Source organism: Streptomyces sp. NPDC093085, assembly GCF_040683935.1.
GTDB lineage: Bacteria > Actinomycetota > Actinomycetes > Streptomycetales > Streptomycetaceae > Streptomyces.
In genome coordinates, this window is record NZ_JBFBFB010000007.1 from 187,355 (window position 1) to 213,347 (window position 25,993).

The 25,993-nt window shown below is 73.1% G+C and carries 26 protein-coding genes; 13 read left to right on the plus strand and 13 right to left on the minus strand.

The genetic code is table 11. The features are described from left to right. Positions 1 to 135: 135 nt before the first annotated feature. A complete protein-coding gene (locus AB0O07_RS21445; RefSeq protein WP_365635568.1) occupies positions 136 to 1,041 on the minus strand; it encodes an endonuclease/exonuclease/phosphatase family protein in 906 nt (301 codons plus the stop codon). Positions 1,042 to 1,385: 344 nt separating this feature from the next. Here AB0O07_RS21445 and AB0O07_RS21450 point away from each other — a divergent pair, with 344 nt between their 5' ends. Both AB0O07_RS21450 and AB0O07_RS21455 read left to right on the plus strand, forming a co-directional pair. Beyond that, entirely contained in the window at positions 1,386 to 3,050 is a 1,665-nt protein-coding gene (locus tag AB0O07_RS21450; RefSeq protein WP_365635570.1) for a penicillin-binding transpeptidase domain-containing protein, read from the plus strand. Positions 3,051 to 3,298: 248 nt separating this feature from the next. After that, on the plus strand, positions 3,299 to 4,150 hold the full coding sequence (locus tag AB0O07_RS21455; protein ID WP_365635811.1) for a DMT family transporter: 852 nt from the start codon (positions 3,299 to 3,301) through the stop codon (positions 4,148 to 4,150). A gap of 79 nt (positions 4,151 to 4,229) precedes the next feature. On the opposite strand, the gene AB0O07_RS21460 is transcribed toward AB0O07_RS21455, so the two are convergent. Further along, the gene (locus AB0O07_RS21460) at positions 4,230 to 4,553 is read right to left on the minus strand and encodes a hypothetical protein (RefSeq protein ID WP_365635572.1); all 324 of its coding nucleotides are present in this window, start codon (positions 4,551 to 4,553) and stop codon (positions 4,230 to 4,232) included. A gap of 291 nt (positions 4,554 to 4,844) precedes the next feature. Here AB0O07_RS21460 and AB0O07_RS21465 point away from each other — a divergent pair, with 291 nt between their 5' ends. Then, positions 4,845 to 5,696, plus strand: a complete 852-nt coding sequence (locus AB0O07_RS21465) for an AfsR/SARP family transcriptional regulator (RefSeq protein ID WP_365635574.1) — start codon at positions 4,845 to 4,847, stop codon at positions 5,694 to 5,696. On the opposite strand, the gene AB0O07_RS21470 is transcribed toward AB0O07_RS21465, so the two are convergent. Next, positions 5,638 to 6,555, minus strand: a complete 918-nt coding sequence (locus AB0O07_RS21470; RefSeq protein WP_365635576.1) for a 4'-phosphopantetheinyl transferase superfamily protein — start codon at positions 6,553 to 6,555, stop codon at positions 5,638 to 5,640. The two genes, AB0O07_RS21465 and AB0O07_RS21470, sit on opposite strands and share 59 nt — an antisense overlap. Positions 6,556 to 6,565: 10 nt before the next feature. After that, positions 6,566 to 7,027 (minus strand): nuclear transport factor 2 family protein, encoded by a 462-nt coding sequence (locus tag AB0O07_RS21475; RefSeq protein WP_365635577.1) that lies wholly within the window; start codon positions 7,025 to 7,027, stop codon positions 6,566 to 6,568. Between the two features lie 205 nt (positions 7,028 to 7,232). Between AB0O07_RS21475 and AB0O07_RS21480 the strand changes: the two genes are divergently transcribed. Both AB0O07_RS21480 and AB0O07_RS21485 read left to right on the plus strand, forming a co-directional pair. Then, entirely contained in the window at positions 7,233 to 8,960 is a 1,728-nt protein-coding gene (locus AB0O07_RS21480; RefSeq protein WP_365635579.1) for an FAD-binding protein, read from the plus strand. A gap of 90 nt (positions 8,961 to 9,050) precedes the next feature. Further along, a complete protein-coding gene (locus AB0O07_RS21485) occupies positions 9,051 to 10,247 on the plus strand; it encodes an acyl-CoA dehydrogenase family protein (protein ID WP_365635581.1) in 1,197 nt (398 codons plus the stop codon). 67 nt (positions 10,248 to 10,314) lie between these two features. On the opposite strand, the gene AB0O07_RS21490 is transcribed toward AB0O07_RS21485, so the two are convergent. The 4 genes from AB0O07_RS21490 to AB0O07_RS21505 all read right to left on the minus strand — a co-directional run bounded on the left by AB0O07_RS21490 (position 10,315) and on the right by AB0O07_RS21505 (position 14,201). After that, entirely contained in the window at positions 10,315 to 11,280 is a 966-nt protein-coding gene (locus tag AB0O07_RS21490; RefSeq protein WP_365635583.1) for an aromatase/cyclase, read from the minus strand. 17 nt (positions 11,281 to 11,297) lie between these two features. Further along, a complete protein-coding gene (locus AB0O07_RS21495; RefSeq protein WP_365635585.1) occupies positions 11,298 to 11,561 on the minus strand; it encodes an acyl carrier protein in 264 nt (87 codons plus the stop codon). Between the two features lie 109 nt (positions 11,562 to 11,670). After that, the gene (locus tag AB0O07_RS21500; RefSeq protein WP_365635586.1) at positions 11,671 to 12,936 is read right to left on the minus strand and encodes a ketosynthase chain-length factor; all 1,266 of its coding nucleotides are present in this window, start codon (positions 12,934 to 12,936) and stop codon (positions 11,671 to 11,673) included. Further along, complete coding sequence (locus AB0O07_RS21505; RefSeq protein WP_365635588.1) at positions 12,933 to 14,201, minus strand: beta-ketoacyl-[acyl-carrier-protein] synthase family protein; 1,269 nt, start codon at positions 14,199 to 14,201, stop codon at positions 12,933 to 12,935. The genes AB0O07_RS21500 and AB0O07_RS21505 overlap by 4 nt, the downstream gene beginning before the upstream one ends. 321 nt (positions 14,202 to 14,522) lie before the next feature. Between AB0O07_RS21505 and AB0O07_RS21510 the strand changes: the two genes are divergently transcribed. Further along, positions 14,523 to 15,743 carry a histidine kinase gene (locus AB0O07_RS21510; protein WP_365635590.1) on the plus strand — a complete coding sequence of 407 codons (1,221 nt, stop codon included), beginning with the start codon at positions 14,523 to 14,525 and terminating at the stop codon, positions 15,741 to 15,743. Between the two features lie 191 nt (positions 15,744 to 15,934). Continuing rightward, positions 15,935 to 16,483, plus strand: a complete 549-nt coding sequence (locus tag AB0O07_RS21515) for a flavin reductase family protein (RefSeq protein ID WP_365635591.1) — start codon at positions 15,935 to 15,937, stop codon at positions 16,481 to 16,483. Positions 16,484 to 16,518: 35 nt separating this feature from the next. Here AB0O07_RS21515 and AB0O07_RS21520 read toward each other — a convergent pair whose 3' ends face one another. Then, a complete protein-coding gene (locus AB0O07_RS21520) occupies positions 16,519 to 17,490 on the minus strand; it encodes an MBL fold metallo-hydrolase (RefSeq protein WP_365635593.1) in 972 nt (323 codons plus the stop codon). Positions 17,491 to 17,587: 97 nt separating this feature from the next. Beyond that, on the minus strand, positions 17,588 to 18,019 hold the full coding sequence (locus tag AB0O07_RS21525; protein ID WP_365635595.1) for a nuclear transport factor 2 family protein: 432 nt from the start codon (positions 18,017 to 18,019) through the stop codon (positions 17,588 to 17,590). Between the two features lie 262 nt (positions 18,020 to 18,281). Here AB0O07_RS21525 and fabG point away from each other — a divergent pair, with 262 nt between their 5' ends. The 3 genes from fabG to AB0O07_RS21540 all read left to right on the plus strand — a co-directional run bounded on the left by fabG (position 18,282) and on the right by AB0O07_RS21540 (position 21,004). Beyond that, on the plus strand, positions 18,282 to 19,067 hold the full coding sequence (gene fabG, locus AB0O07_RS21530) for a 3-oxoacyl-ACP reductase FabG (RefSeq protein ID WP_365635596.1): 786 nt from the start codon (positions 18,282 to 18,284) through the stop codon (positions 19,065 to 19,067). 20 nt (positions 19,068 to 19,087) lie between these two features. Next, positions 19,088 to 19,876, plus strand: coding sequence for an SDR family oxidoreductase (locus tag AB0O07_RS21535; RefSeq protein WP_365635813.1), 789 nt, complete (start codon positions 19,088 to 19,090; stop codon positions 19,874 to 19,876). A 105-nt stretch (positions 19,877 to 19,981) separates the two neighbouring features. Then, complete coding sequence (locus AB0O07_RS21540) at positions 19,982 to 21,004, plus strand: LLM class flavin-dependent oxidoreductase (protein WP_365635598.1); 1,023 nt, start codon at positions 19,982 to 19,984, stop codon at positions 21,002 to 21,004. A gap of 35 nt (positions 21,005 to 21,039) precedes the next feature. Here AB0O07_RS21540 and AB0O07_RS21545 read toward each other — a convergent pair whose 3' ends face one another. Next, complete coding sequence (locus AB0O07_RS21545; RefSeq protein ID WP_365635599.1) at positions 21,040 to 21,363, minus strand: helix-turn-helix domain-containing protein; 324 nt, start codon at positions 21,361 to 21,363, stop codon at positions 21,040 to 21,042. Between the two features lie 143 nt (positions 21,364 to 21,506). On the opposite strand from AB0O07_RS21545, the gene AB0O07_RS21550 reads away from it, so the two are divergent. Both AB0O07_RS21550 and AB0O07_RS21555 read left to right on the plus strand, forming a co-directional pair. Further along, positions 21,507 to 22,235: a DsbA family oxidoreductase gene (locus AB0O07_RS21550; protein WP_365635601.1), complete on the plus strand. Its 729-nt coding sequence runs from the start codon at positions 21,507 to 21,509 to the stop codon at positions 22,233 to 22,235. Positions 22,236 to 22,258: 23 nt separating this feature from the next. Then, a complete protein-coding gene (locus tag AB0O07_RS21555; RefSeq protein WP_365635603.1) occupies positions 22,259 to 22,684 on the plus strand; it encodes an antibiotic biosynthesis monooxygenase in 426 nt (141 codons plus the stop codon). On the opposite strand, the gene AB0O07_RS21560 is transcribed toward AB0O07_RS21555, so the two are convergent. Next, complete coding sequence (locus AB0O07_RS21560; RefSeq protein WP_365635604.1) at positions 22,668 to 23,297, minus strand: response regulator transcription factor; 630 nt, start codon at positions 23,295 to 23,297, stop codon at positions 22,668 to 22,670. The two genes, AB0O07_RS21555 and AB0O07_RS21560, sit on opposite strands and share 17 nt — an antisense overlap. Positions 23,298 to 23,544: 247 nt before the next feature. Next, positions 23,545 to 24,525 (minus strand): SAM-dependent methyltransferase, encoded by a 981-nt coding sequence (locus tag AB0O07_RS21565; protein ID WP_365635606.1) that lies wholly within the window; start codon positions 24,523 to 24,525, stop codon positions 23,545 to 23,547. A 396-nt stretch (positions 24,526 to 24,921) separates the two neighbouring features. Here AB0O07_RS21565 and AB0O07_RS21570 point away from each other — a divergent pair, with 396 nt between their 5' ends. Continuing rightward, positions 24,922 to 25,980, plus strand: a complete 1,059-nt coding sequence (locus AB0O07_RS21570; RefSeq protein ID WP_365635608.1) for a DUF1259 domain-containing protein — start codon at positions 24,922 to 24,924, stop codon at positions 25,978 to 25,980. Positions 25,981 to 25,993: the final 13 nt, after the last annotated feature.

The following is a 25,993-nucleotide window of genomic DNA, read 5'->3' on the forward strand; positions in this document are numbered from 1 at the left end:
CAGGCCTTGGCGGGCGTATGCCGCCCAGCCCTGCCGCCGGGCGTATGCCGACCAGGCCCTGCCGGGCGTACGCCGCGCCCGCTTCTCAGGTCCGGTGTGGCGCGCGCCTTCCTTCAGTCCAGCTTCAGTCCAGCTTCAGTCCAGTGTGACGGGGGCGATGACCGGGAGGTGGTCGCTGCCGGTCGGGGGCAGGGTGCGCAGCCGGCCGACGGTCGCCGAGCGGGCCATGATCTGGTCGATCCGGGCCAGCGGGAAGGCGGTCGGGAAGCTGAGGGCGAAGCCCCGTTCCGGCACGTTCAGCTGTGCGGTCAGCGGGGACAGCGCACGGTCCTCGACCGTGCTGTTGAGGTCGCCGAGGAGGATCACCGTGGGCACCTGCTCGGCGGCGACGGCCTTTCCCAGGAGGACGGCGCTCTCGTCACGCCAGGACGAGGCGAGGCCCGTGGCGCGGACGCGGATGGAGGGCAGGTGGGCGACGTACACCGCGATCGGGCGGTCCGGTGTGTGGGCCACGGCCCGTACGCCGCGGCTCCAGGGCTCGGTGATCCCGGCGGGTTTGATGTCCAGCTCCCGGACGTCGGTGAGCGGGTGTTTCGACCAGAGTCCGACGGTGCCCACCACCGCGTGGTGGGGGTAGCGCGGGGCGAGGGTCCTTTCGTAGACCGACAGCGCCGGGGGCACCAGCTCCTCCAGGCCGATGAGGTCGGGCCCGGCGTCGGCCAGGGCACGGGCCGTGCCCTCGGGGTCGGTGTTCTCGTCACTGGCGTTGTGCTGCACCGCGACGAGGTGGTGTGCTCCGGGCTCCGCGCCGGGCAACAGGAGGCCGCCGAAGAGGTACGTCCAGGCCGCCGCCGGCAGGAGCAGCGCCACCAGCGCGAGCGCCGAGCGGCGCAGCAGGGCCAGGCCGAGCAGTACCAGGGGCACCAGGCCGGACCAGGGCAGGAGCGATTCCAGCAGACTGCCCAGGCGCCCTGGGGAGTTCGGGACCAGCCGGTGGAAGGCGAGCGGCACCGCCGACACCACCGCCGTGGCGGCGAGCACCCGTCCCCGGCTCCAGGACAGCCGGCCCCGCACCGCTGCCCCGCTCAGCCATGACTCCCCAACGGCACGGCCCTCGCCTTTCACCCTTCTCATCCTTCTCACTCTTCGCCCTGCGCCCCTCGTCCCTCGCCCCTCGTCCTTGCTCCTGCCTCCAGGACGAACCACACGGTGCGTCAGGTTCTGTTCGTCACACGTGTGACGCAACACATCCCGGGATCGTCCCGTCGCATTCCGGTAACGCTCGACTCCTCCGTCGCACCGGTCCCGTAGAGTTTCGAGTCGATGACTTCCCTTGAACGTGTTCAGAAGTTCGAGGGCGCTTCTGGGGAGGGGTGATCACACTCATGCGCAGTGGAGCGAAGACCGCGGTCATAGGCGGGGTGTTTCTCGTGTTCGCCGGCGGGGTGGCCTACGGCGGCTACAACGTCTACTCGGGGCTGACGGGAGGCAGTGGCGACGGGGGAGCCACGTCGACCAAGGCCGCCGAGGTCAAGACGGGCCCGCTGACGCCCGAGGAGATCGACCAGGCATCGAAGAAGTTCCTGGCCCGGTGGGCGGAGGGCGGTGACGCGGCGGCGGTCGCGCAGCTCACCAACGACCCGACCGCGGCGACCCCGGTGATCGGCGCGTACCGTACCGAGGCCCATGTCACCGACGCGGTGATCACGCCGGGCACGGCGGTGGGCGCCAAGGTGCCGTTCACCGTCAAGGCGACGGTGGAGTTCGAGGGCGCCAGCAAGCCGTGGTCGTACGAGTCCGAACTGACCGTGGTGCGCGGGCTTTCGACGGGGCGTCCGCTGGTCTCCTGGTCGCCGTCGGTGATCCACCCGAAGCTGACGGAGGACAACCACCTGGAGACGGCGGAGGCTTCGGTACCGCCGATCAAGGCGGTCGACCGCAACGGCGTCGAGCTGACGAAGGAGAAGTACCCGTCGCTCGGCTCCGTCCTCGACCAGCTCCGCGAGCGGTACGGCAAGGAGGCGGGCGGCTCGGCGGGCATCGAGCTGATGCTGAAGAGCGACGCGGGCGCGGACGGTACGACACCGGACGGCGCGGCGGCGGACGAGACGCTCCTGACCCTCGCCGAGGGCAAGGAGGGCACGCTGAAGACGACGCTGGACGCCGGCGTGCAGGCGGCGGCCGAGGCCTCGGTGAAGAAGTTCAGCGAGGCGTCCGTCGCCGCGGTCAAGCCGTCCACGGGCGAGATCCTGGCGGTGGCGAACAACCGTAAGGACAGCTTCAACGCGGCCATGCTGGGCAAGCAGGCCCCCGGCTCCACCATGAAGATCGTGACGGCGGCGCTGCTGCTGGAGAAGGGCCTGGTCGGCGCGGACAAGCCGGCGGAGTGCCCGAAGAACGCGATCTACATGGGGCGTACGTTCAAGAACCTGGACGGCTTCTCGATCGAGAACGGCACGTTCGCGCAGAGCTTCGCCCGCTCCTGCAACACCGCCTTCATCAAGCTGATCGACGACACGAAGGACGACGGCGCGCTGCCCAAGGAGGCGGCGGAGGTCTTCGGTATCGGCCTGGACAACTGGAAGACCGGTATCGCCTCCTTCGACGGCTCCGTCCCGTCCTCGACGGGCGGCGAGGCGGCGGCGCAGTACATCGGGCAGGGCACGGTGCAGATGAACGTGCTCAACATGGCCTCCATCACGGCGACCGCGAAGAACGGCACGTTCAAGCAGCCGGTGATCGTCTCCCCGTCGCTGGACGACCGCGAGATCGCGACGGCGGCGCGCTCGCTTCCGGCGGGCGTGGCGGAGCAGTTGCGCGCCATGATGCGGCTGACGGCGACCAGCGGCACGGGCGCGAAGGCGATGTCGGGGCTCGGCGGCGACAAGGGCGCGAAGACCGGCTCGGCGGAGGTCGACGGGCAGGAGACGTCGAACAGTTGGTTCACCGGGTACCACAACGACCTCGCCGCCGCGGCGGTCGTGGAGTCCGGCGGCCACGGCGGCGACGCGGCGGGCCCGGTGGTCGCGGCGGTGCTGGCGGCGGGGTGAGCCGGGTGACCCGGCCGGTCCTGAACTGACGGGGCGCCGCACAGGATTCCTCCTGTGCGGCGCCCTGTCGCTTCCGCTGGGCCGGTGCCGGGCGGCGGCTTCCGGCGGTCTTCGACGGCCGCCGGGCCGAAGACCATCGCAGGGCCGAGACCTTCGGGGCCCCCTCGCGCGGTGCGCGGGCCGGCCGCTAGGTTGCCCCGCATGACCATCCGAACGTGCCCCTCCGGGCCGCCCCCGGCGGCGGTGGCATGACCCCGCTCGTCACCGCCGCCGTACTCGTCGCCGCCCTGACCCATGCCTCGTGGAACGCCCTGGCGCACGCGATCAAGGACCAGCTCGCCGCGTTCACCCTGATCGGCAGCGGCTCGGCCGTCATCGGCGCGGTCATCGCCTGCCTGGTCCCGCTGCCGGACGCGGACGCCTGGCCGTATCTGATCGCCTCCGTCGTGATCCACGTCGGCTACATGCTGCTGCTGATGCGCTCGTTCACGCTGGGCGACTTCGGCCAGATGTACCCGATCGCCCGGGGCATGGCGCCCCTGGTGGTGACGGTCGTGGCGGTCGCCTTCGTCGGCGAGACGATGGACGTCTGGCAGACGGCGGGCGTCCTGGTCGCCTCGGCGGGCCTGGTCGGGGTGGCCCTCTGGGGCATCCGGGGCGCGGAGACGGCCCCGAGGTGGCCCGCGCTGGCGGCGGCGGTCGCGACGGGCCTGTCGATCGCGGCGTACACCGTGGTCGACGGCGTGGGCGTCCGCACCGCGGGCAACCCGATGGGCTACATCGCCTGGCTGCTCCTCCTCCAGGGCACGGTGATCCCGGCGTACGCGGTGTACGCGCGCCGGGGCGCCCTGCTCGCCCAGCTCCGCCCGTACGCCGCCCTGGGCCTCCTGGGCGCGGCGCTCTCGATGCTCGCGTACGGCCTGGTCCTCTGGGCCCAGACCCGCGCGCCCCTGGGCCCGGTCTCGGCGCTCCGCGAATCCTCGATCATCGTCGGCGCGGCCATCGGCACGGTCTTCTTCAAGGAGCGCTTCGGCACCCCGAGGATCCTGGCGGCGGGGCTGATGGTGGTGGGGATCGGGCTGATGCTGCACGCGAGTTGACGTCCGCCTGCCGCCGTCGCGGCGCCACGGGTCCGGTGGCTCCGGCGGCTCCCGTGACGCCCGTGGGCTCCCCCCGGCCTCAGGCCTCCGAGGGTGCCGTCCGGTCCGGGTCGCGGCGGCGGGACAGGAAGCGGCTGAGGACGATCAGGACGAGTCCCCCGATCAGCAGGGCGTTCCCGCCGTAGAAACCGGCCTCCCAGGGGACGGCCGGCAGGACGCGGAGCGCCAGCAGCCCCTGAAGGACGAGCGACGTCCCCGTCAGCGCGACGCCCGCCCCGTGGAGCCGGGTCCTGACGCCCCGCCGGCGCACGGTGGGCGGCACCCACCCCGTCCGGAGCGTCACCGCCCCCATCCCGATCGCCAGGATCCCCACCAGCAGACCCACACCCGCCACCCACACCATGACGCCCCCTCCGTTCCCGCCTTCCGGGCCCCGGCCCGCACATCACCGGCCGACCCCGAACCCATCCCCATGATCACCGCCCCCGGGGCCGCCCCGCCATGCCGGTGCCCGGCAGTCTCCGCGCCTCCCCGCTGCCGGGGTGTGCGCCTGGGACCCCTGTGTGAGAAACGCATGTCCGGGGCTGCGGACTTCATGGGGCAACTCGTGCCGGACGCTCTGGGAACCACACGGCACTGAATGCCAAGCTCCGGTCACGCCTCGTCATCGGAAGCTCGCAGAACGGAGAAACCCATGCACGTACGAGTCCTGGGTCCGCTCGCCATCGAGTACAACGGCGTGTCCATCGTCCCCACCGCCAACAAGCCCCGGCAGATCCTCGCCCTGCTGGCACTCCGTCCCCAGCACACCGTCTCGGTGGGCGCGCTGATCGAGGAGGTCTGGGGGGACGCGGTGCCCCGGAGCGCGGCGACGACCTTACAGACGTACATCCTGCAACTGCGGCGCCGGATCGCCAAGGCCCTGGACGGCGGCGGTGGTGATACGGGACGGAACGGCGGCGGCGGTACGGGCCGGGGCGGGCGGCTCTCGCCCAAGGAGGTGCTGGCCACGTCGTACGGGGGGTACCGGCTCGTGCCACCGCTCGCGGGGCACGACCTGACCGAGTTCCAGGACCTGTCGGCCCGGGGCGTCAAGGCGCTGGAGGCGGGCGACGCACGGGCCGCGTCCCATCTGCTCGGTACGGCCCTGCTGCTCTGGCGCGGGCCCGCGCTCGCCGACGTACCGCACGGTCCCGCCCTCGAACTGGAGGCCATCGGGATGGAGGAGGCCCGGCTGACCGTGCTGGAGCAGCGGATCGAGGCCGACCTGTGTCTCGGACGGCACCGTTCCCTCCTCCCCGAGTTGCGCATGCTCAGCGCCCGCCATCCGCTCAACGAGAACCTCTGCGCGCAGCTCATGACCGCCCTCTACCGCGCGGGCAGCCCCTGGCGCGCCCTGGAGGAGTTCCGGCGGCTGCGCGTACGGCTCGACACGGAGCTGGGGGTGGAGCCGACCCCGGGTCTCCAGCGGCTGCATCTGGCGGTGCTCAACGGGGATCCGGGGCTGGAGGCCACGGCACAGGGGCCCGTACGGTACGCGAGTTGAGGGCGTGGGCCGCCACGGTCAGGATGTAGGGGGTACGGGCGGCACCCGTACGGACCGTACGGGTGGTGAACTGCCAGCCGGGCGGGGCGAGTTCCCCTGCGGACGTGGATGCGGACGCGGATGCCGAGGTGGACGCGGACGCGGAGGCCAGGGGTGCGGCCATGTCCCTTAGGGGTACGGCGATGTCCCGTAGGGGTACGGCGATGTGCCGTAGGGGTACGCGCAGGCCCGTGCCCAGCGCCTTGACGTACGCCTCCTTCAGCGTCCAGAGCCGTATCAGCGCCTCCGCCCGCTCCCGTACGGGGAGGGCGGTGAGCGCCCGCAGTTCGGCGGGGGCGCAGATCCGTTCCGCCAGCTCCGGCAGGGTGCGCCGGCCGGCCCGTTCCGCGTCCACGCCCACCGGGCCGAGCCTGCTCAGGGCGACGGCCAGCAGGGTCCCGGTGTGGCTGAGGCTGAGCCGTGTCCCCGGCGCGTCCGGCAGTACGGGGGCGCCCAGCGCGGTGCGCCCGAGGCGTACTTCGGGCCAGGGCAGGCCGAGGAGGGCGCCTGCCGTACGGCGGACCAGAAGGCGCGAGCCGAGGAAGCGGGCGCGCGCGTCGGGGGTGCGCAGCGCCTGGTACCGGGCCGCCTCCTGAGGGGGCAGCAGGGGTACCGGCGCGCCCGCCGTCCACTCCTCCGTCGTGCCGTGGACGACCACGCGGCCCGTCGCCTCCCACGCCGCCCGCACCGGGGCCCAGGGGCCTTCCGGGCCGGTCCGGTGGTACGGGGAGACGGCGCGCTCGGGGACTGCGGCGCGCTCGCGGACCGCGGTGTGCTCGGGGATGACGGCGCGTCCCGGGGTCACGGCGGCCTCAGCCATCACAGGGGCCTCAGAACATCTGGTCGTGGTCGATCCGGCGGGAGCGGGTGCGGATGCCCCCGTCGTCCGCCACGACCAGCACGTCGTGGACCAGGCAGCTCGGCGCGATGACCGGCGTCCCGCCCGGCCGGACGGTCACCACCAGCGCGTACACCGTCGACTGGAGCGAGCCGTCCGCCCGGGGCTCCAGCACGATCTGGTTGAACCAGTGCCGGCGCTGCACCGGGTCGCCGTCGTACCGCTTGTGGAACGCGACCAGCTCCGTCACGATCCCGTCCCGCCCGACCGCCGGTTCGGCGTTCGGCGAGTGCTGGAAGCTCCCGTCCTTGGTGAACGTCGCCGCGTACTCCTCGAAGCGACCGCCGTCCAGCGCCTGCATCTGGACCGCGTAGAACTGCTGGACCCGGGTGTAGAGATCCGTCGTCACGCCTGTCACATCTGCCATGCCGGTCATGTCTGTCACGTCTGTCACGTGGTTTCTCCCAACTTCCTTGTTCGCCGGGAGGCACATGCTGGCCCCGCCCGCTGGAGGCCCGATGGAGAGGCGCTGCCGCCGGGGCGGGAAGACGCTCAAGTCCGGTGCGAGCGGGGCGTGATGGCGTACCGCGTGTCCGTCCCGGCAGGTCCGTACGGCGGGACCGTGCGACGCCTGTCCCGTACGCAGAAAGGGTCTTCCCATGGCACGAGAAATCGGCCGGCGCGGCGTGCTCGCGGGCGCGGCGGGCGCCGCCTCCGCCGCCGTGGCGGGCGGAGGGCTGTTCTCCGGCACCGCCGCCGCCACCCCGCGCGCCCCGGCCGGCACGGACGCCCCGGCCGGCGCGGACGCTGCCCCCGCCGTGTCCGTCCGCCCCTCCGACCCCCGGTACGCCGAGCTGACCACCGGCGTCAACCGCCGCTGGGTCGGCACCCCCGACGAGGTGCGTCTCGTCCGTACCACGGAGCAGGTGATGGCCGCCGTCGAGGAGGCGGTACGGGACGGCAAGCGGCTCACCGTACGCGGCGGCGGGCACTGCCTCGCCGACTTCGTCTACCACCCGGACGTCGACCTGGTCATCGACATGTCCCTGATGAACGAGGTCTCCTTCGACGAGCGCGCGAACGCGTTCGCCGTCGAGGCCGGCGCCACCCTCATGAACGTGTACGACACCCTCTACAAGGGGTGGGGCGTCACCATCCCGGGCGGCATGTGCTACTCGGTCGGCATCGGCGGCCATGTCTCGGGCGGCGGCTACGGGCTGCTCTCCCGGCTGCACGGGCTGACCGTCGACCATCTCCACGCCGTCGAGGTCGTGGTCGTGGACGGGTCGGGGAACGTACGGAGCGTGGTGGCCACCCGGGAGCCCGGCGACCCCGACCGCGACCTGTGGTGGGGGTGCGCGGGCGGCGGCGGGGGCAACTTCGGGGTGATCACCCGGTACTGGTTCCGTACGCCGGGCGCCCTGGAGAAGCAGCGGGCGCGCGGCGCCTCCGGCATCGACCCCGGCCAACTGCTGGTACGGCCGCCCGAGGAGGTGCTCGTCCAGGCCATCTCCCTGCCCTGGGACCAGCTCGACGCGCGCGGCTTCCGGCGCCTGGTCCAGAACGCCGGCACCTTCTTCGAGGCCAACAGCTCCCCCGACTCGCCCTACGCCTCGCTCAGCGGCGCCTTCCCCTTCACCCACCGCGCCAGCGGCGGCATCGGCGTCTTCACCCAGATCGACGCCACCCTGCCGGACGCGGAGCGGCTGCTCGGCGCGTACGTACGGGCGATCACCGACGGCGTCGGCGCGACCCCCGAGCCCGCCGTCCGGCCGATGGGCGAGCTGGGCGCGCTGCCCGAGTTCGCCGAGCCGGCCCGGCTCCCCTGGCTGCGCGCCACCCGGCGGCTGGGCACCAGCTCCCCGATGGTCACCGACCCGGCGATCCGGAGCGACCACCACTCCGCGTACGTGCGCAAGGGGCTCCCCGACCACCACATCGACCGCATCCACTCCTGGCTGAGCAGCGACACCGTCGACAACCCGCTGTCGATGGTGATCCTCCATCTCATCGGCGGCGCCATCGACCGGGTCGCGCCGGGGGACACGGCCGTGGCCCAGCGCGACTCCCTCTTCAAGCTGCTGTACCAGAGCATGTGGCAGAGCCCGGCGGACGACGCCGCGAACATCGCCTGGACACAGGGGGTCTACCGGGCCGTGTACGCGGAGACGGGCGGCGTCCCGGTCCCGAACGGCGTCACCGACGGCTGCTACATCAACTACCCGGACAGCGGGGCGGACGACCCGGACGCCAACACCTCCGGGCTCTCCTGGCAGCAGCTCTACCACAAGGAGAACTACCCGCGGCTGCGGCAGGTGAAGGCCCGCTGGGACCCGCGGAACGTCTTCCACCACGGGCAGTCGATCGAACTGCCGGCGGACCGATGAGGACACCCGGGGGCCACCGATGAGGACACCCGGGTGGCCACCGGTGTGGACACCGATGAGGACACCCGAGAGGCTGAGGAAGGATTCCAGATGTCCGTGACCGAGACCGCCGTTGCCGAAACCGCCGTCAGCGGGACACCACGCCTGGCGGTGCCCCCGCTCCGGGAAGCCGCCCCCGCCGCGATGCGCGCCGCCGCCGTCCACGCGGCCCGTGCCGACGCCGACCGGAGACTTCCGGCGGAGCCGGTACGGGCCCTGGTCGACGCCGGGTTCGCCCGGCACTTCGTGCCCCGCCGCTGGGGCGGTACGGAGGGCGGGTTCGCCGAGCTGCTGGAGGCCGTCGCCGTGGTGGGCGAGGGGTGCGCCGCCACCGCCTGGCTCGCCTCCCTCGGCGCGCAGGTCGGCCGGATGGCGTCGTTCCTGCCGGCCGAGGGGTGCGCGGAGGTGTGGGCGGAGGGCCCGGACGCGCTGCTGGTGGGCGGGCTCGTACCGGCGGGCACGGCGACGGCGCGGGACGGCGGCTGGGTGCTGGACGGGACCTGGCCGTTCGTGAGCGGCGTCGAGTTCTCCGCGTGGGCGCTGCTGTGCGGGCGCGTCCGGGGGCCGGAGGGCGGCGGTGCGGGGGGCGACGGCCGCGACGGCGGTGAGCTGCGGTTCTTCGCCGTACGGCGGGACGCGTACCGGATCCGGGAGACCTGGGACAGCCTCGGGATGCGGGCCACCGGGAGCCATACGCTGCTGGTCGAGGACGCCTTCGTACCGGCGGCCCGGTCGTTCCCCTACGCGGACCTGCTGCGCGGCGCCGGGCCGGAGGACGGACCGGGCGCCCCCTGCTACCGGGTCCCCCACAAGGCGGTGAACGGCCTCGCCTTCGCCGCCCCCGCCCTGGGCGCCACCCGCGCCCTGGTACGCGGCTGGTCCGACTGGGGCGCGCCGCAGCCCGAGGTGGTACGGGCGGGCGCGGAGGCGGACGCGGCCCAACTCCTCCTGGAACGTACGGCCGCCGAGGCGGACCGGGGCGCGGGCGGCGCCCTGAGCACGGCCCGCGCCACCCGCGACTGCGCGGTCGCCGCCGAGCTGCTCGGGGTCGCGGCGGGGCGGGTCTTCCGGGCGTACGGCACCCGGGGGCAGTCCTCGGCCCACCCCGCCCAGCGGGTCTGGCGCGATGTCACGACGGCCACCACGCACGCGGCCCTCCGCTTCCCGGCCGCCGTGACGGCGTACGGCGCGGCGGCGGCCGGGGAATCAACTGCGGCGGCCGGGGAATCAATCGGGGCGGCCGAGTAGTCAACCGGCTCGGGGGCGGGGCCAGTTCCGGCCCCGCCCCCTCAACCGCTCCCGCCCCTGGGCGCGTTCAGCCGCGTACCGCCGCCACCCGCTCCAGCGTGGTCCTGCTGTTACGGCCGAGGGCGTCCCGTACGTACGCCCGCGCCTCCGCCGGGGTGGCGTCCGGGCCGAGCACCCGGGCGATGGCGTCCGGCGCGAGGACGACCACATGGGTCGCCGTGGCCACCGCGCCGGAGGGGCCCTCCTCGAACCGCCACACCCCGCTGTGCCCGGTCATCAGGTCCGGCGTCTCGGTCTGCTTGTACCCGATCCAGCGCTCCGGCCGGCAGATCCGCAGCGAGCGGGTGGTGTGCCGGGAGCCGTCCGCGGTGACGGTGTCCATCTCCAGCTCCTGTACATGGGGTTCGTCCTCGGTCAGCTTCACCCGGGAGACATGCGGCAGGAGTTCGGGCCACCGGTCGGCGCGGTCGACGAAGGCGTACGCCTCGGCCGCCGTACCGGCGAGCTCCACCCGGTCCGAGAAGGAGAAGACCAGGTCCTCGACGGGGTACGGGCCGGCCGCGACCCGGGCCAGGGCGGCGAGTTCGCGGGCGCCGTTCCGGTCGAGGGCGGCGGTGACGGCGGCGACCGCCTCCGGGTCGTCGTCCTGTACGGCGAACCGGTGGCGCAGCACGATCTCCGTTGCCCCGTCCGGGAGTTCACGGAAGTGCCAGCCCCCGGACATGGTGGTGACGGGCGGGGTGCTGTGGTCCTGCCGGAACGAGACATAGCGGCGTACCGGGTCGAGGACGCGGCGCGAAGTCCAGTGCGCCACCCGGCCGTTCACCTCGGCCCAGATCTCGAAGCGCTCGGCGCGCGCGGTCCGCTCCAGGTGGGAGACGTGGACGGTCGGCTCGAACACGGCGGGCCAGCGCGTGACATCGGCGACCAGTCCGTAGAGGACATCGGCGGGGGCGTCGACGGTGAGCGTGTGCTCGGCGCGGTGGAGTCGGGACCTCGGTACCAGAGAGGTCGAGGGGATCGTTGAGGTCATCGGGGCTCCTGTCGGGGTCAGGCGGTGGTCGCGGTGGCGCCGTTCACCAGCGCGAGCAGGGCCCTGGGGGTGTCGGCCTCGGCGGTGGACTCCTCGGGGAGGGTGATGCCGTAGGCGCGCTCGATCCGGGCGGCGCTCTCCATCAGCGCGAGCGAGTCGTACCCCAGCTCCTCGAAGCTGACGTCGAGGATGTCGCCGCTCAGGTCGACGGTGTCGCCCTCACCGGCGCACGCGACCAGGGTCGCGCGGAGATCGTCGAGGGTCATGTTCGGCTCTGCCATGGTGGTCTTCCTCTTTCTCTTCCGCTTTCTCTTCCACGTGTGCGACGTCTTGGCTCAGCTCATGGAACGAGGCGACGGGCCCCTCCCACGGCGCCGTGCGCGGTGGTGCTCACGGCGCCGTGAGCACCACCGCCGAGTTGAATCCGTGCCTGCCCCGGGCCAGGACCAGGACCGCCCGTACCGCGACGGCGCGCGGTTCGCCGACCACCAGGTCGAGGCCGTACTCGTCCGGTACGGAGCGGGTCCCCGCGGTGGCCGGGGCGACCTGGTCCCGCAGGGTGAGCAGGGCGGCGGCCAGGTCGGCCGGGCCGCCGCCCGCGCACATCCGGCCGGTGAGCGTCTTGGGCGCGGTCACCGGGACGCCGCGCGGGCCGAAGAGTCCGCGCAGCGCCTCCGCCTCGGCCCGGTCCGGCGCGGGGAGCGCGGCGGCGTCCGCGTACACCACGCCGATGTCGGCCGGGGTCAGCCCGGCGTCCGCCAGGGCGAGTTCGGCGGCGCGCCGAAGTCCGGGCGGGCGCCCCGTACCGGGTGCGGGGTCGAAGGTGGCCGCGTATCCGGCGATCTCCCCGTAGACGGTGGCCGCGCCGCGCTCGCGGGCCGACTCCGCGTCCTCCACGACGAGGATGGCGCCGCCCTCGCCGGGGACATGGCCTGCGGCCTCCCGGTCGAAGGGGAGGTAGGCCCGTCCGGGGTCGCGGGCGGCGCTGACCCGGCCGCCGGCCGTCTGCGCCGACCAGCCCCAGGGGTCGAAGGCCGAGTCCACCCCGCCGCTGAGCACCAGCCGGGTGCCGAGCCGTACCGTACGGCGCGCGTGGCCGACCGCGTCGAGGCCGCCGGCCTGTTCTCCGACGAGGGCGGCGCTCGGGCCGCGCATGCCGTTGCGGATGGAGATCTGCCCGGTGTTCACGGCGTAGAACCAGGCGAAGGACTCGTACACGCTGACGTACTCGGGCCCCTCGGCCCAGAGTTTGCGGAACTCGCGGTGGGTGAAGTCGAAGCCGCCCTGGGCGGTGGAGGTGACCACGCCCATGTCGTAGTCGTCGAGCCCCGACCCGGGCCCCACCCCGGCGTCGGCGAGGGCCCAGTCGGCGGCGGCGAGGGCGTACCGGGTCGAGACGTCGGTCTGCGGCAGCAGCCGGCTCGGCAGGTGTTCGGCGGCGTCGAAGTCGCGGATCTCCCCGGCGAGGGTGGCCGGATATCCGGTGGTGTCGAAGCGGCTGAGCGGGGTGATGCCGCTCTCCCCGGCGAGCAGCGCCTTCCAGTACGCCTCGGTGCCGAGCCCGTTGGGCGTGACGACGCCGAGGCCGGTGACGACCGTACGGGCGGCGGCGCGCGGGCCGGGGGTGCCGTCGGGGACGGATCGTACGGCGCTCATCGGTTCGCCACCTCCGGGTCGTGCAGCACCATCGCGCTCTGGAAGCCGCCGAATCCGCTCCCCACGGTCAGCACCGTGTCCACCCGCTGCTCACGGGCGGTCAGCGGGACGTAGTCGAGGTCGCACTCGGGGTCGGGGGTGTGGAGATTGGCGGTCGGCGGCACCACGTCGTGCCGGATCGCCAGGACGGACGCGGCGATCTCGATCGCGCCGATGGCCCCGAGCGAGTGGCCCACCATCGACTTGATGGAGGAGACCGGCACCTCGTAGGCGTACGCGCCCAGGCTCCGCTTGAACGCGGCCGTCTCGTGGCGGTCGTTCTGCTTCGTGCCGGAGCCGTGCGCGTTGACGTAGTCCACGGCGGTACGGTCCAGCCGCGCCCCGTCGAGGGCGGCCCGGATCGCCTCGGCCATCTCCCGGCCGTCCTTCTTCAGCCCCGTCATGTGGTACGCGTTGCTGCGCGTGGCGTACCCGCCGACCTCGGCGTAGACGGCGGCGCCCCGGGCCCGCGCGGACTCGTAATCCTCCAGCACGAACATGGCGGCGCCCTCGGCGAGTACGAAGCCGTTGCGCGTGCCGTCGAAGGGGCGGGAGGCGGTGGCGGGCTCGTCGTTGCGGGAGGTGGTCGCCTTGATCGCGTCGAAGCAGGCGACGACGATCGGCGAGACGGGGGTGTCGGCCGCGCCCGCCACGACGACGTCGGCGCTCCCCTCGCGCACCAACTGGACGCCGTAGCCGACCGCGTCGAGCCCCGAGGTGCAGCCGTCGGAGACCATGGTGACGGGGCCCTCGGCGCCCGCCTCCCAGGCGATCTCGGCGGGCATCACACCGGGGCTGAGGTAGTCGAACATGTACGGCGAGAGGTGCGCGGGGTCGACCAGCCACTCCCGGCCCGCGTCCGACATCACCAGGTACTCGTTCTCCAGGCTGGTCGCGGAGGCCACCGCGCTGCCGAGGGAGACCCCCACCCGGTGCGGGTCGAGCGAAGCGAAGTCCAGCCCGCTGTCGGCGATCGCGTCCCGTGTGCACGCCACCGCGAACTGCGTGGCCCGGTCCATCCTGCGGAGCCGGCGCGGGTCGAGCCCCTCCGCCCGGCCGTCGAAGTCGGCCTCGCCCGCGATACGGGAGCGGAAGGGCGAGGCGTCGAAGAAGGTGATGGGCCGGGTGGCGGTACGGCCCGCCGTGAGCAGCCCCCAGAACTCCTTCGTCCCCGGGCCGCCCGGCGTCCGTACCCCGATCCCCGTGATCACCACCCGCCGGGTCATCCCTCGGCTCCTGTGCTGCTCGGCATGGTCCAGCGCCCCTTCCGGTCGCACCCCGGTGTACCCCCCGACGTGCCGGGACGTACTTGACAGGGCCAACCCTCGGGGGATCCGCTAGAGCCTGGCTCGGACGCTGATGGGGACCGGATGGGGACCGGATGGGGACCGGATGGGGAGGGGACGGGGGGGGCCGGACGGGGGCGGGAGATCCGCGCCCGGATTTTTACGTCCCGGACACAGGCCGTCTACGGACGTACGTGCGACGCACGACGATGATGGCGTGGGGGCGGGGTACTCGGTGGGGGGACACGCTTGGGGGGCGGCATGCTGGGCAGCGCGGGCAGATTACTCCGGAACGTGCCCCTGGAGTGGATGGCGGTGGTGCTGGTCTGGGGGCTCCAGTGCTGCGTGGCGGTGATCCAACTCCTCCACCTGGTACGGGACCGCGACGGACTCGGCACGATCGCCCTCTGGCTGCTCACCCTCACCGGGGTGGTCCTGCTCCAGACCCTGCACAGCGCCCCGGCGGCGCGGCGGCTGCGCGGCGCGCAGGTGGCCGCCACGCTGACGCTCCAGACCGTACTGACGTACGTGCCCGCCCTGTTCGCCCCGTCGCAGTGGCACGCGCAGGGGCTCGGCGGCTTCGCCGCCGGCTCGATGCTCGCGGTGCTGCGCGACCGGCGCGGGGTGGCCGGGTTCGTCCTCGTCCTGCTCTGTGACGGCTGGGCGGGGTGGTACGGCGGGCTCCCGGCCGAGGACACGGCCTACTCGGTCTTCACCACCCTGGCGCTCGGCCTGGTCGTCGCCGCGGTGATCCGGCTGGTCTGCCGGCTCAGCGCCGCGCAGCGGGCCCAGACCAGCGCGATCCGGGGCGCCCTCCACGAGGAACGGCTGCGTATCGGGCGGGACATGCACGACCTGCTGGCGACCCGGCTGACCTTCGCCGTCCTCCGCGGGGAGCTGGCGTACCGCCATATCGGCCCGGAGGACGAGCGGGCCCGCGCCGAACTCCAGGAGGTGCTGGCGCTGACCCGCGAGGCCCTCACCGACCTGCGGAGCCTCGCGCACAGCTTCGGCGACCTGTCGCTCCGCGGCGAACTGGAGCATGTCAGGACACTGCTCACCGAGATGGGCCTGAGGGTGAGCGTCCACGACGACGTGCCGCTCCCGGCGGGCGACGCGGAGTGCGTCTTCGCGGTGGCCGTGCGGGAGGCCGTCACCAACCTCCTGCGCCACAGCGAGGCCACGGCCTGCTCCTTCACCGTCTACCGCAAGGCGGACGAGGCCGTCCTGAGCATCGTGAACGACGGCTGCCCGCTGCCGCCGGGCCCGGTACCGGCCGCGCGGGGCCACGGCCTGGGCAACCTGGCGGCGCGGGCCGCCGGGGCGGGCGGGAGCTGTGTGGCCTGGGCGGCGCCCGACGGCTGGTTCCACCTCAGGGTGACGTATCCGGTGAAGGAACCGGCGGGCGGCCCGGCGGCCGGCCCGGAGAAGGACCACCCGAACGGCCAGGACCGCCGCACGGAGCCCCTGCCGCTGCGCTGACGCCGGTACGGGCGGTTCCGGCGTACGGGGTCCGGTACGGGCGGCACCGGCGCGGCACCGGTGGCACGGGTCCGGTACCGGCGGTTCCGGCGGTACGGGTCCGGTACGGGCCCCAGCGCACCTCGACCGGACCTCCATCGCCCGCTGCCACGCTCGCCGTACCGGTGGCGGAGTCCGATGACGGAGGCGGCATGACGACAGTGGCCCCTGACACGTTCAGGGCGTTCTTCGGCTCGATCCCCACCGCGGTCGCGGTGGTGACCACGGTGGGCGGCGACGGGAAACCGCGCGGCTTCACCTGCAACGCGTTCTCCGCGATCTCCCCGGACCCGCCCCTGCTCCTGGTCTGCGCGGACCGGAATTCGCGGACCCTCCCCGCCCTCCTGCGGCGGCGCGCCTTCGCCGTCCACCTCCTCGCGGACGACGGCGAACCCCTCGCCCGGGTCTTCGCGGGCCGCTCCCCCGACAAGTTCGCGGGGGTGGAGTGGCTGCCCGGCGAGGCGGCGCACGGCGTCCCGATCCTGGGCCGGGGGGTGCTGGCGCACGCCGAGTGCTCGCTGCTGCGCAGTGTCCCGGCCGGCGACCACCGGCTGCTCATCGGCCGGATGGAGACGGCCCGGGTGCTCCCCCGCCGGCCGGTGCTGTACCAGGGGGGAGCCTTCCGGGCCTGGGAGGGCCTGGCGGGCGGCGGCGCGGCTGGCCCGGCAGAGGACCGTACGCAGGAAGGGGTCCAGGCATGACGGACTCGCCGGACTCGCCCCCTCCTTACCCCGGCTCAGGCGTGGCAGGCCGGGAGCCCGCCGTGGAACTCCGTCATCTCGGCGAAGAGGGCGGACATCTGAGCCGGGTCGCCGACGGCCTCGCCCCGTTCCTCGCCGTACGCCCGGTGCAGGTTGGGCACCAGCCGCTCGGCGTCGATCCACCCGGCGTACGGCCCGAGATCGGCGGCGCGGGCGGCCTCCAGCGGGGTGAGCCCGGCCGCCGCCCCCTCCCGCGCGAGCCGCTGGACCAGGGTCAGATATCCCTCGGTGGCGTCGAGCAGTTCCGGGCCGCCGACCGGGCCGTGGCCGGGGACGACCGTACGGGCGCCGAGCGACCGCAGCGCCGCGACGGCCCGCAGCGAACCGGCCACCGAGCCCATGGGGCAGAAGGGCGTCACCCCGGACAGCACCACGTCCCCCGTGAAGAGGACCTGCTCCCCCGGCAGCCACACCACGGTGTCCCCGGCGGTGTGCGCGGGGCCCGGATGGATCAGCTCGGCGACGGTGGAGCCGACATGCAGCGTCAGCCGCTCCGCGAAGGTGACCTCGGGCAGGACCAGCCGGACCTCGCCCCACTCGACCTCGGGCCAGAGGCCGGTCAGATGGAGCCCGGCCAGGGCCATCTCGGCGCGCGCCCGTTCCTGCCCCACCACGACGGCCTCCGGGAAGACATGGTTGCCGAAGGTGTGGTCGCCGTGGGAGTGGGTGCTGACGACGGTACGGGGCGCGACCCCGGCCGTGTCGAGCACCGCCGCCCGCAGCCGCCGGGCGCGCGGCTCGGTGGCGGCGGTGTCCACCAGGGCCGCCTGCCCGCCGGAGACGATCAGCCCCGAGTTGTTCAGGCACCAGCCGCCGTCGGGCCGTACACAGACGAACACCCCGTCGGCCACCTCCTGGAGCCGCTCGCCGTCCTCGCCCCGCCCACCGTCCTCGCCCCGCTCGACCAACCGGTCCCGTCCGCCTCGTCCGTCACGTTCCACAGTCATACGGGTCTCCTCCTCGACATCCTCGCTCTGACGCATCGTCGGCTGAGCGGATGGAGGCCCGCTTGAACGCGGCGGCGACGCGCGTACCGGCCCGGCGTCAGAAGACGCTGTCCGAGTCGATACGCCGGTACCGCATCCGCGTCGCGCCGTCCTCCTCCTCGACCAGGACGTCATGGACGAGCGCGCTGGTCACGAACTCCGGTGTGCCGCCCGGCCGTACGTTCACCACCAGCGCGTAGAACGTCGCCGTGAGCGAGCCGTCGTCCGCCGGCTCCAGCACGATGTGGTCGAACCAGTGCCGCTGCCGCATCGGGTCGCTCTCGAACCGCTCGTGGAACCGCACCAGTTCCTCGTGGATCACCTCCCGGCCGACGGCCGGTTCGGCGTCCGGTGAGTAGACGAAGGTCCCGTCCTCGGTGAAGGACGCCGCGTACGCGTCGTACCGTCCGCCGTCCAGCGCCTGCATCTGCCGGGCGTAGAACTGCCGCACCCGTACATAGAGATCAGCCGATACGCCACTGCCGCTCATCCGAGCCTCCCGATCCGACACATCCGCACAACCGCACATCCGCACATCCGCACATCCGTGCATCGCGCATCGCGCATCCGCCCCCGTCCGTCCCTGCGGACGCACAGGGTGGTGGGTCCCGCTCAAGCCCCGCTCAAGTTCCGCTGGAGCCCGCACCAGTGCCCTCCGCGCGGGCTGCACGCTCCCTCCAGTACGGCTCGACCGGCCCCCCGCACCCTCGTCCGGAGAGCAGCACCCACCCGCCCCCAACCCCGGAGGACCCATGTCCACCACCGCCTCCCCGCTGGCCCTGGTGTCCGGAGCGACCAGCGGTATCGGCCTGGAGATCGCCCGCCGCCTCGCCGGCCTCGGTTACCGCGTCTTCCTCTGCGCCCGGGACGAGGCCCGGCTGAACGCGACCGTCAAGGACCTGACCGAGGAGGGGTACGAGGCCGACGGCATCGTCTGCGACGTCGCCAGTCCCGAGCAGATCCGCGCGTACGTCCGCACCGCCGTCGAGCGGTACGGCCCGGTGGACGTCCTGGTCAACAACGCGGGCCGGAGCGGCGGCGGCACCACGGCGGAGATCCCCGACGCGCTCTGGAACGACGTCCTCACCGTCAACCTCACCAGCGTCTTCCTGATGACGAAGGAAGTCCTCACCACGGGTCGGATGCACGAGCGCCCGGCCGGCCGCGTCATCAACATCGCCTCCACCGGCGGCAAGCAGGGCGTCGTGCACGCGGCCCCGTACTCCGCCTCCAAGCACGGCGTGGTCGGCTTCACCAAGGCCCTCGGCCTCGAACTGGCCAGTACGGGCGTCACCGTCAACGCGGTCTGCCCGGGGTTCGTGGAGACCCCGATGGCCGAGCGGGTGCGCGAGCACTACGCGGGGATCTGGGACGTCAGCGAGCGCGAGGCCTTCGACCGGATCACCACCCGCGTGCCGATGAAGCGGTACGTGGAGCCGCGCGAGGTGGCGGCGATGGTCGCGTACCTGGTCGGCGAGGACGCCGCCGCCGTCACCGCGCAGGCGCTCAACGTCTGCGGCGGACTGGGGAACTACTGATGGCCGGCGTGTCGCCGAACATGTCGGCCGATGTGACGCCCGATGTGACGTCCGACGTGGCGCCCGTCGCCCTCGTGACCGGCTCGTCCTCGGGCATCGGGGAGGCGATCGCCCGCCGTCTCGGCCTCGGCGGCCACCGGGTCGTGGTCAACTCCTCCCGCTCCGAGGAGGAGGGCCGGAAGGTCGCGGCCTCGCTCCCCGAGGCGGTGTACGTACGGGCCGATGTCGCCGACCGGGCCGAGGCCGAGGGCCTGGTGGCCGCCACCGTCGAACAATTCGGCCGGCTCGACGTCCTGGTCAACTCGGCGGGCCGGACCCGCGCCATCCCGCACCAGGACCTGGCGGCGGCCGACCCCGACGTCTGGCGCTCCATCCTGGACCTCAACGTCATCGGCACCTGGCAGACCACGGTCGCCGCCATGCCCCACCTGACCGCGACCGGGCGGGGCGGCGGCGCCGGCACCGCCGGCAACGTCGTCAACATCTCCTCCATCGCGGGCAGCCGCACGGCCGGCAGCTCCATCCCGTACGCCGTGTCGAAGGCGGCCGTCGAGCACATGACGCGGCTGCTGGCGAAGGCGGTCGGCCCGGCGGTCCGGGTGAACGCCGTCGCGCCCAGCCTCATCGAGACCCCGTGGACGGCCGGCGACCCGTTCTTCGAGCCGATCGCCCAGTACGTACGGGAGCACGCGCCGCTGCGCCGCGTCGGCCTGCCGGACGATGTCGCGGAGGCCGTCGCCCTGCTGCTCGAAACGGGGTACACGACCGGCCAGGTCCTGTACGTGGACGGCGGCTCGCACCTGCTCTAGCCCCCTCCCGGCCCCAGCACCGCCTACGCCCCTCCCCCTCCCCCTCCCCCGTCGTCCGCTTCCCCTCCGATCCCCCTTCCCCTCGCACGAGAGGAGTCCGGCGCCATGCGCCTCGCTGTCAACCTCACCCACCAGGGCGCCCCGGAACTCGCCCGTACCGCCGAACAGCTCGGCTACGCGGCGGTGCTGGCCCCCGAGGGGTACCGCTCGGACGCGGCGAGCCTGCTGGGGCTGGTGGCCGGGCAGACCCGACGCGTGGCGCTGATCTCCGGGGTGATGCAGATCCCGGCCCGGCCGCCGGGGCTCGCCGCGCTGACCGCCGCCACCCTGGACTCGGTGAGCGGCGGGCGCTTCCGGCTCGGCCTCGGGGTCTCCAACCCCGATGTAGCGCTGGGGAGTTACGGCACGGAGGCGGACCGGCCGCTGGCCCGGACCCGGGAGTACGTGGAGATCGTGCGGCGGGCGCTGGCCGGCGGGCCCGTCACGTACGAGGGCCGGTACTACGCGGTCGGCGGCGCGGCCCCGCTCCACCTCCTCACCGACGGGCTCCGCCCGGACCTGCCGGTGCATCTCGCCGCCGTGGGGCCCCGGAACCTGCGGCTGGCCGGGGAGATCGCGGACGGCTGGATCGGGGTGTTCACCTCGCCCGAGGCGGTGGCCGAGGCGGTCGCCACGATCGCCGAGGGGCGGAAGACGGCGGGGAAGGACCTGACGGGCTTCGAGGTGCTGCCGAGCCTGCCCACGGCGGTCGGCCCCGACCCGGCCACCGCGGCGGACCTGCTGCGGCAGCAGTACGTCTACCTGATGGGCATGGGCGACCCCGAGCGCAATGTCTACTGCGCGCTGGCCCGCCGGATGGGCCACGGGGACGCCGCCGACGCGCTGCGGGAGCGGCTGGCCGCCGGTGACCGGGCGGGCGCGGCGGCGGCGCTCCCGCTGGAGCTGATCGACCGCACGGCGCTCATCGGCCCGGTCCCCCGGATCGCCGCGCGCATGGCCGAGTACGCCGAGGCGGGGGTCACCACCCTGGGCATCATGGTCTCGGCCGCCTCGGCGACCCTGGAGGGCCGCCTGGCCATCCTGCGGGAGTGCGCGGCGGCGCTGGAGCGGTCGGGGGCGGCGGGGTGACGGGCGGGCCGGCCACCGGCGCGCGCACCCGGAGATCAGGCCCCGGCTGCCGCGCTGTCGTGCTCCTCCTGGGCGGCGAGCACGGTGAGGGCGTTGGTACGGACCCAGGCGAGCGTCGCCACCAGCGGCTCCGCCGCGCCGCGCCCGAGCGGGGTGAGCGCGTACCGGACGCTCGGCGGGACGCTGGGCAGCACCTCGCGGGAGAGCAGTCCGTCGCGGACCAGGGTGCGCAGGGTCTGGGAGAGCATCTTCTCGCTGATGCCCTCTATCAGGGTGCGCAGCTCATAGAAGCGGAGCGGCCGCGGCTCCAGCGCCACCATCACCAGCAGCCCCCAGCGGCTGGTCAGATGGGTCAGCACCTCCCGCCCGGGACACTCACTGTTAAACGCGTCACAGGGGTCCTGCGGCTTGCCCGGGGTGACCTGAGAACTCTTCAGCACGCATGGAGCTTACCTCCAGGTAGGCCCTATCTGGAAGTTAGCCATGGCCCTACGGTCGTCACATGACCTCTCACCCGCCGGCCTCCTCGACCCCTTCCCCCTCCTCAACCGCCTCCCCCACACCCACCCCCTCTCCCTCCCCCACCATCGACCTCGACCTGTGGTCCGATTTCGTCTGCGCGCACTGCTACTACGGCACCCGCCGGGTCACCAACGCGATCGCGGCCCAGCCCGACCCGGGGGTCTTCCGGCTCCGCTGGCGCAGCTTCGAACTCGACCCCCGGCCCGCCGGACAGCGGCCCACCGGCGACCTCTACGACTACCTGGCGCGCTTCAACGGCAGCCGGGAGGCGGGGAGGGCGGCGATGGAGATGATCGGCGCGATCGCCACCGCCGACGGCCTGCCCTTCGACGCGGACGCGGCGCGTCCGGGCAACACGGTCGACGCCCACCGGCTGATCCATCTGGCGGGCGAGGACGGCCGGCAGACCGAGGTGGCGCAGCGGTTCTACGCCGCGTACTGGACCGAGGGCCTGCCGATCGCCGAGCACACCGCGCTCCTCGAAGTGGCGGAGGAGGCCGGACTGGATCCGGCCAGGGCCCGGGAGGTGCTCGCCGGGGACGCGTTCACAGCGGAGGTCGCCGAGGACCAGGAGCTGGCCATGAGCATCGGGATCATGGGCGTGCCGACGGTCGTGGTGGCCGGACGGTGGGCGCTCAGCGCCGGGATGCCGCTGGACACGCTCAGCGAACAGTTGAAGCGGATGACCGCCGAAGCCCTGGAGGCATGATGCCGGAACAGGACCAGGAACAAGTGACGCCGGAACAAGACCAGGTGACGCCGGAACAGAACCCAGCCCAGGCCCAAGCCCAGGCCCAGGAACAAGTGACCTCGGACAAGGGCCGGCCCGGCGCCGAGCACACCTTCACCGCCGTCATCACCACCTGGGTGGACGGGCCCGAGACCCAGCGCACCGTGGCGGACCTCTTCCTGAAGGGGGCCGAGGGGTGGGTACGGCACCGGGGCGGCTTCCTCTCGGCGGCGCTCCATCTCAGCACCGACGGCGGCCGGGTGGTCCTGATCGCCGACTGGACCGACGAGGAGAGCTACCGGCACTTCCTCGCCACCGACGAGGACCGCGCGGCCCTCGGCCGTGAGATGCAGGCCCTCCCCGGCCTGGTCCGGGGCCCGGAGATCACCGCCTGCGCGCCGTACCGTACGGTCACCGCGGCCCCGTGACGGCGGGGGGCAGCCACCCCGCCTCGCGGGCCAGGCGCACCGCGTCGAGGCGGCTGCGGGCGCCGAGCTTGGTGACACAACTGCTCAGGTAGTTGCGGACCGTGCCGGCGGAGAGCCCCACGTCCCCGGCGATGTCCTGGACCGCGTACCCCTCGGCAGCCCTGCGCAGGACCTCGTTCTCGCGCGGGGTGAGGGGGTTGGTCTGGCTCTCCCAGACGGCGAGCATCAAATCGGCGTCGATGACCCGGCGTCCCGAGGCCACCTTTCTGATCGCGGAGGCCAGATCGCAGGGGGCGGCGTCCTTCAGCAGATAGCCGCCGACATTGTTCTCCATGGCCTGGCGGACGGTGACCGGCATGCTGAGACTGGTCAGGAGGAGGGTGCGGCACCCGGGTATTTTCTCGTGGATGAGTGCGGCGATCTCTATTCCGCTCCGGTCCGGAAGATTCACATCGAGGACGGCCACATCGGGACGGTGCTCCAGAGCGAGTGATAATGCCCGTCCGCCCTCCCCGGTATCGGCGACGACATCGAGATCTGGTTCACTCCGCAGCAACTCGATGAGCGCGCCGCGTATCAAATGTTCGTCCTCGGCGAAAAGAACACGGATCACGGGGGCCTCCGGGAAATATCGATAGCATCCTTTTGGCTTGCATGGCAGCCTAACTTATTTCCGTGCGGCCCCGGGAGCACTTATCGGCCAATCGGCCAAGTGGTCCGTACCTTTTCGCGGGTTACCCGCCCAGGGGGAAATCGGCCCGGCATCTCCCGCCCCTGCCGAGCCGCTCTCCCGCACCCTCATACGGCCGCGCACGGCCCCCTGCGGCCCCGCACGGCCCGGTACGGCCTCCCGCGCCGGATCACCCCGTACCGGAGTCGCCGCCCCCGCCCGCACCAAGGGCATCCACACCAAGGACATCCGCGCCGAGGGCATCCGTACCGACGGCATCCGCACCAAGGGCGCCCGTGAAGAGCCAGACCCGCAGGGGGTCGTCCCGGTCGACGCGCCAGAGCGGCGGCACCGGCCTGCCGATGGCGGCGAGTTCGTCGACGAGCTGGTGGTAAGCGCCCCGCCACCCGTGGCCGGCGAGCCAGATGTCCGGCGCGCTGCCGGGTCCGCCCTGGTCGGCGGCGACGCTCAGCTCGATCAGCGCCTGTTCGTCCGCGTCCGAAGCGGCCACGTCGCCGAGCCGGGAGCGCCGGCTCAGATACTCGCCGGCGACGGTGGATCCGGGCGCGGAGGCGGCGGTGACGGCCGCCATCAACCCGTCCGCCTCCTCCGCCGTGAAGTACATGAAGAGCCCTTCGGCCATCCACGCGGTCGGCTGGCCCACGTCGAACCCGGCCGCTTCGAGCGCCCCCACCCAGTCGTCGCGCAGGTCGACGCCGACCGGAACGCGCTTGACCAGCGACTCCACCCCGTGCCGGGCGAGCACCCCCGCCTTGAAGTCCAGCACCACCGGCGTATCGATCTCGTACATCGCCACGTCCGGTCCGAGCGGAAGCCGGAAGGCCCGGCCGTCGAGCCCGGCCCCGAGCTGCACCACCTGCCGGCAGCCGGCCGCGATCCGCTCCGTCAGATACGTGTCGTAGAACGGCGTCCTGGCCACGAAGGACCCGGCGAGGCTGTTCCACAGATCGGACGTCCCGTCATCCCTGGCGGGCCCCAGCCTGGGCAGGCTCTCCCCGTCCCGGGTGGAAATTCCGAGGGCGTCCGCCATGAATAACGCGGCGGCCTCGTCCTCGAACAGCGGGTTATCCCGCCGTAACTCCTGCGCGCGGGCGTAAGCGGCCATCAAAGCCGTCACCCCGACCCCGTCCGGAAGTTGCAGTCGCGTCACTTTCCCCACCCTCCCTGAGCATGACCAAAGGGCATCAATGGTCTTCCGAGAAGTATCCACAGACGCCTGTCCGAAGTACACCGCGACCACCCCGCCCCGGCACGTGGCGCACATCACAGAACGCGGTATTCCACCACCCGGAATATCGCGAAGAGATTTCCCGGTGACGGCCCCGGCGGGCCCGGCGGACCCGTTCGACATATCGGCCAACACCAAGCCTCCCCCCTCCCTCCCACTCCCCACCCCCTCCTCCCCCACCTCCTCCTCTCTCCCCTCCCCTCCTCCCCCGCTTCCCCCATTCAGTCCGACTTTCGCAACACGCCTGACACACCGTCCGGCGGATCACGATTCCGCCGGAGCCCTCGTGTTCCCATCCGACACGGAGGTGTAAATCCGATGAACAGACAAACGCATCAAGACGAGAGCGGGCCGGCCCCGGCCGCGTACCCCCCACGCCGCCGCCTGCTGGCCGCCGCGGCGGCGATCGCACCACTGGCGGCCGTCGCAGGGGCCGGGCCCGCGCTGGCCACCCCGCGCGAGGGTGCGGCGGAGGCGGCGGGGCCGGACCCCCGGGCGACGGCGGCCCCGGAACCGGACCACCCGGTGCACCCGGTGCCGACGAAGCTGACCGAGTGGAAGGGCGTGGCCGAGGCGCTGGGCCGCCCGGGCAATCTGCTCAACGGCCTCATGTACCGCACCCGCTTCCCCCGTAACGACCTGAACGTCTTCTCGTACGGGGTACGGGTCACCCCCGGGCTCGCCCTCGCCTCGCACATCGGGTTCATCCGGTACGCCGACGGCACCACGATGGCCATGGGCGACATCGCCGTAACCGAAAAAGAACTCCAGCGGACCACCGACGTCCTGATCGAGCACGGCATCGCCCAGACCGCGATCCACAAGCACCTGCTCGCGCACGACCCCGACGTCTGGTGGACCCATGTGCACGCCCACGGCCACGACCCGGTGGCCATGGCACGCGGCTTCCGCGCCGTGTTCGACGCCACCGCCACCCCGCCCGCCCCCCAGCGGCGCCCGGGACCGCCGCCGCCCCTCGACCTCGATGTCGCGGGGATGGACGAGGCGCTGGGCACGGAGGGCACCAACGACAACGGGATCTACAAGTCCGTCTTCGCCCGCCGCGAGAGAATCGTGGAGCGCAACCGGGTCCTCCCGTCCGGACTGGGCTCCACCTCGGCCTTCAACTTCCAGCCCCTGGGCGGCGGCCGGGCAGCCGTCAACGGCGACTTCGTCATGCTCGCCTCGGAAGTGGGCACCGTCCACCGCCTGCTGCGACGCGGCGGAATCTCCCTGGTGGAGCTCCACAACCACGGCCTGTCGGAGGAACCCCGCCTGTTCTTCACCCACTTCTGGGCCGTAGGCGACGGCGTCGAACTCGCCAGAGCCCTCCGCCCAGCCGTGGACGCCACCAACGTCACACCAACCGCCGACTGACCGCCCCCCGGCC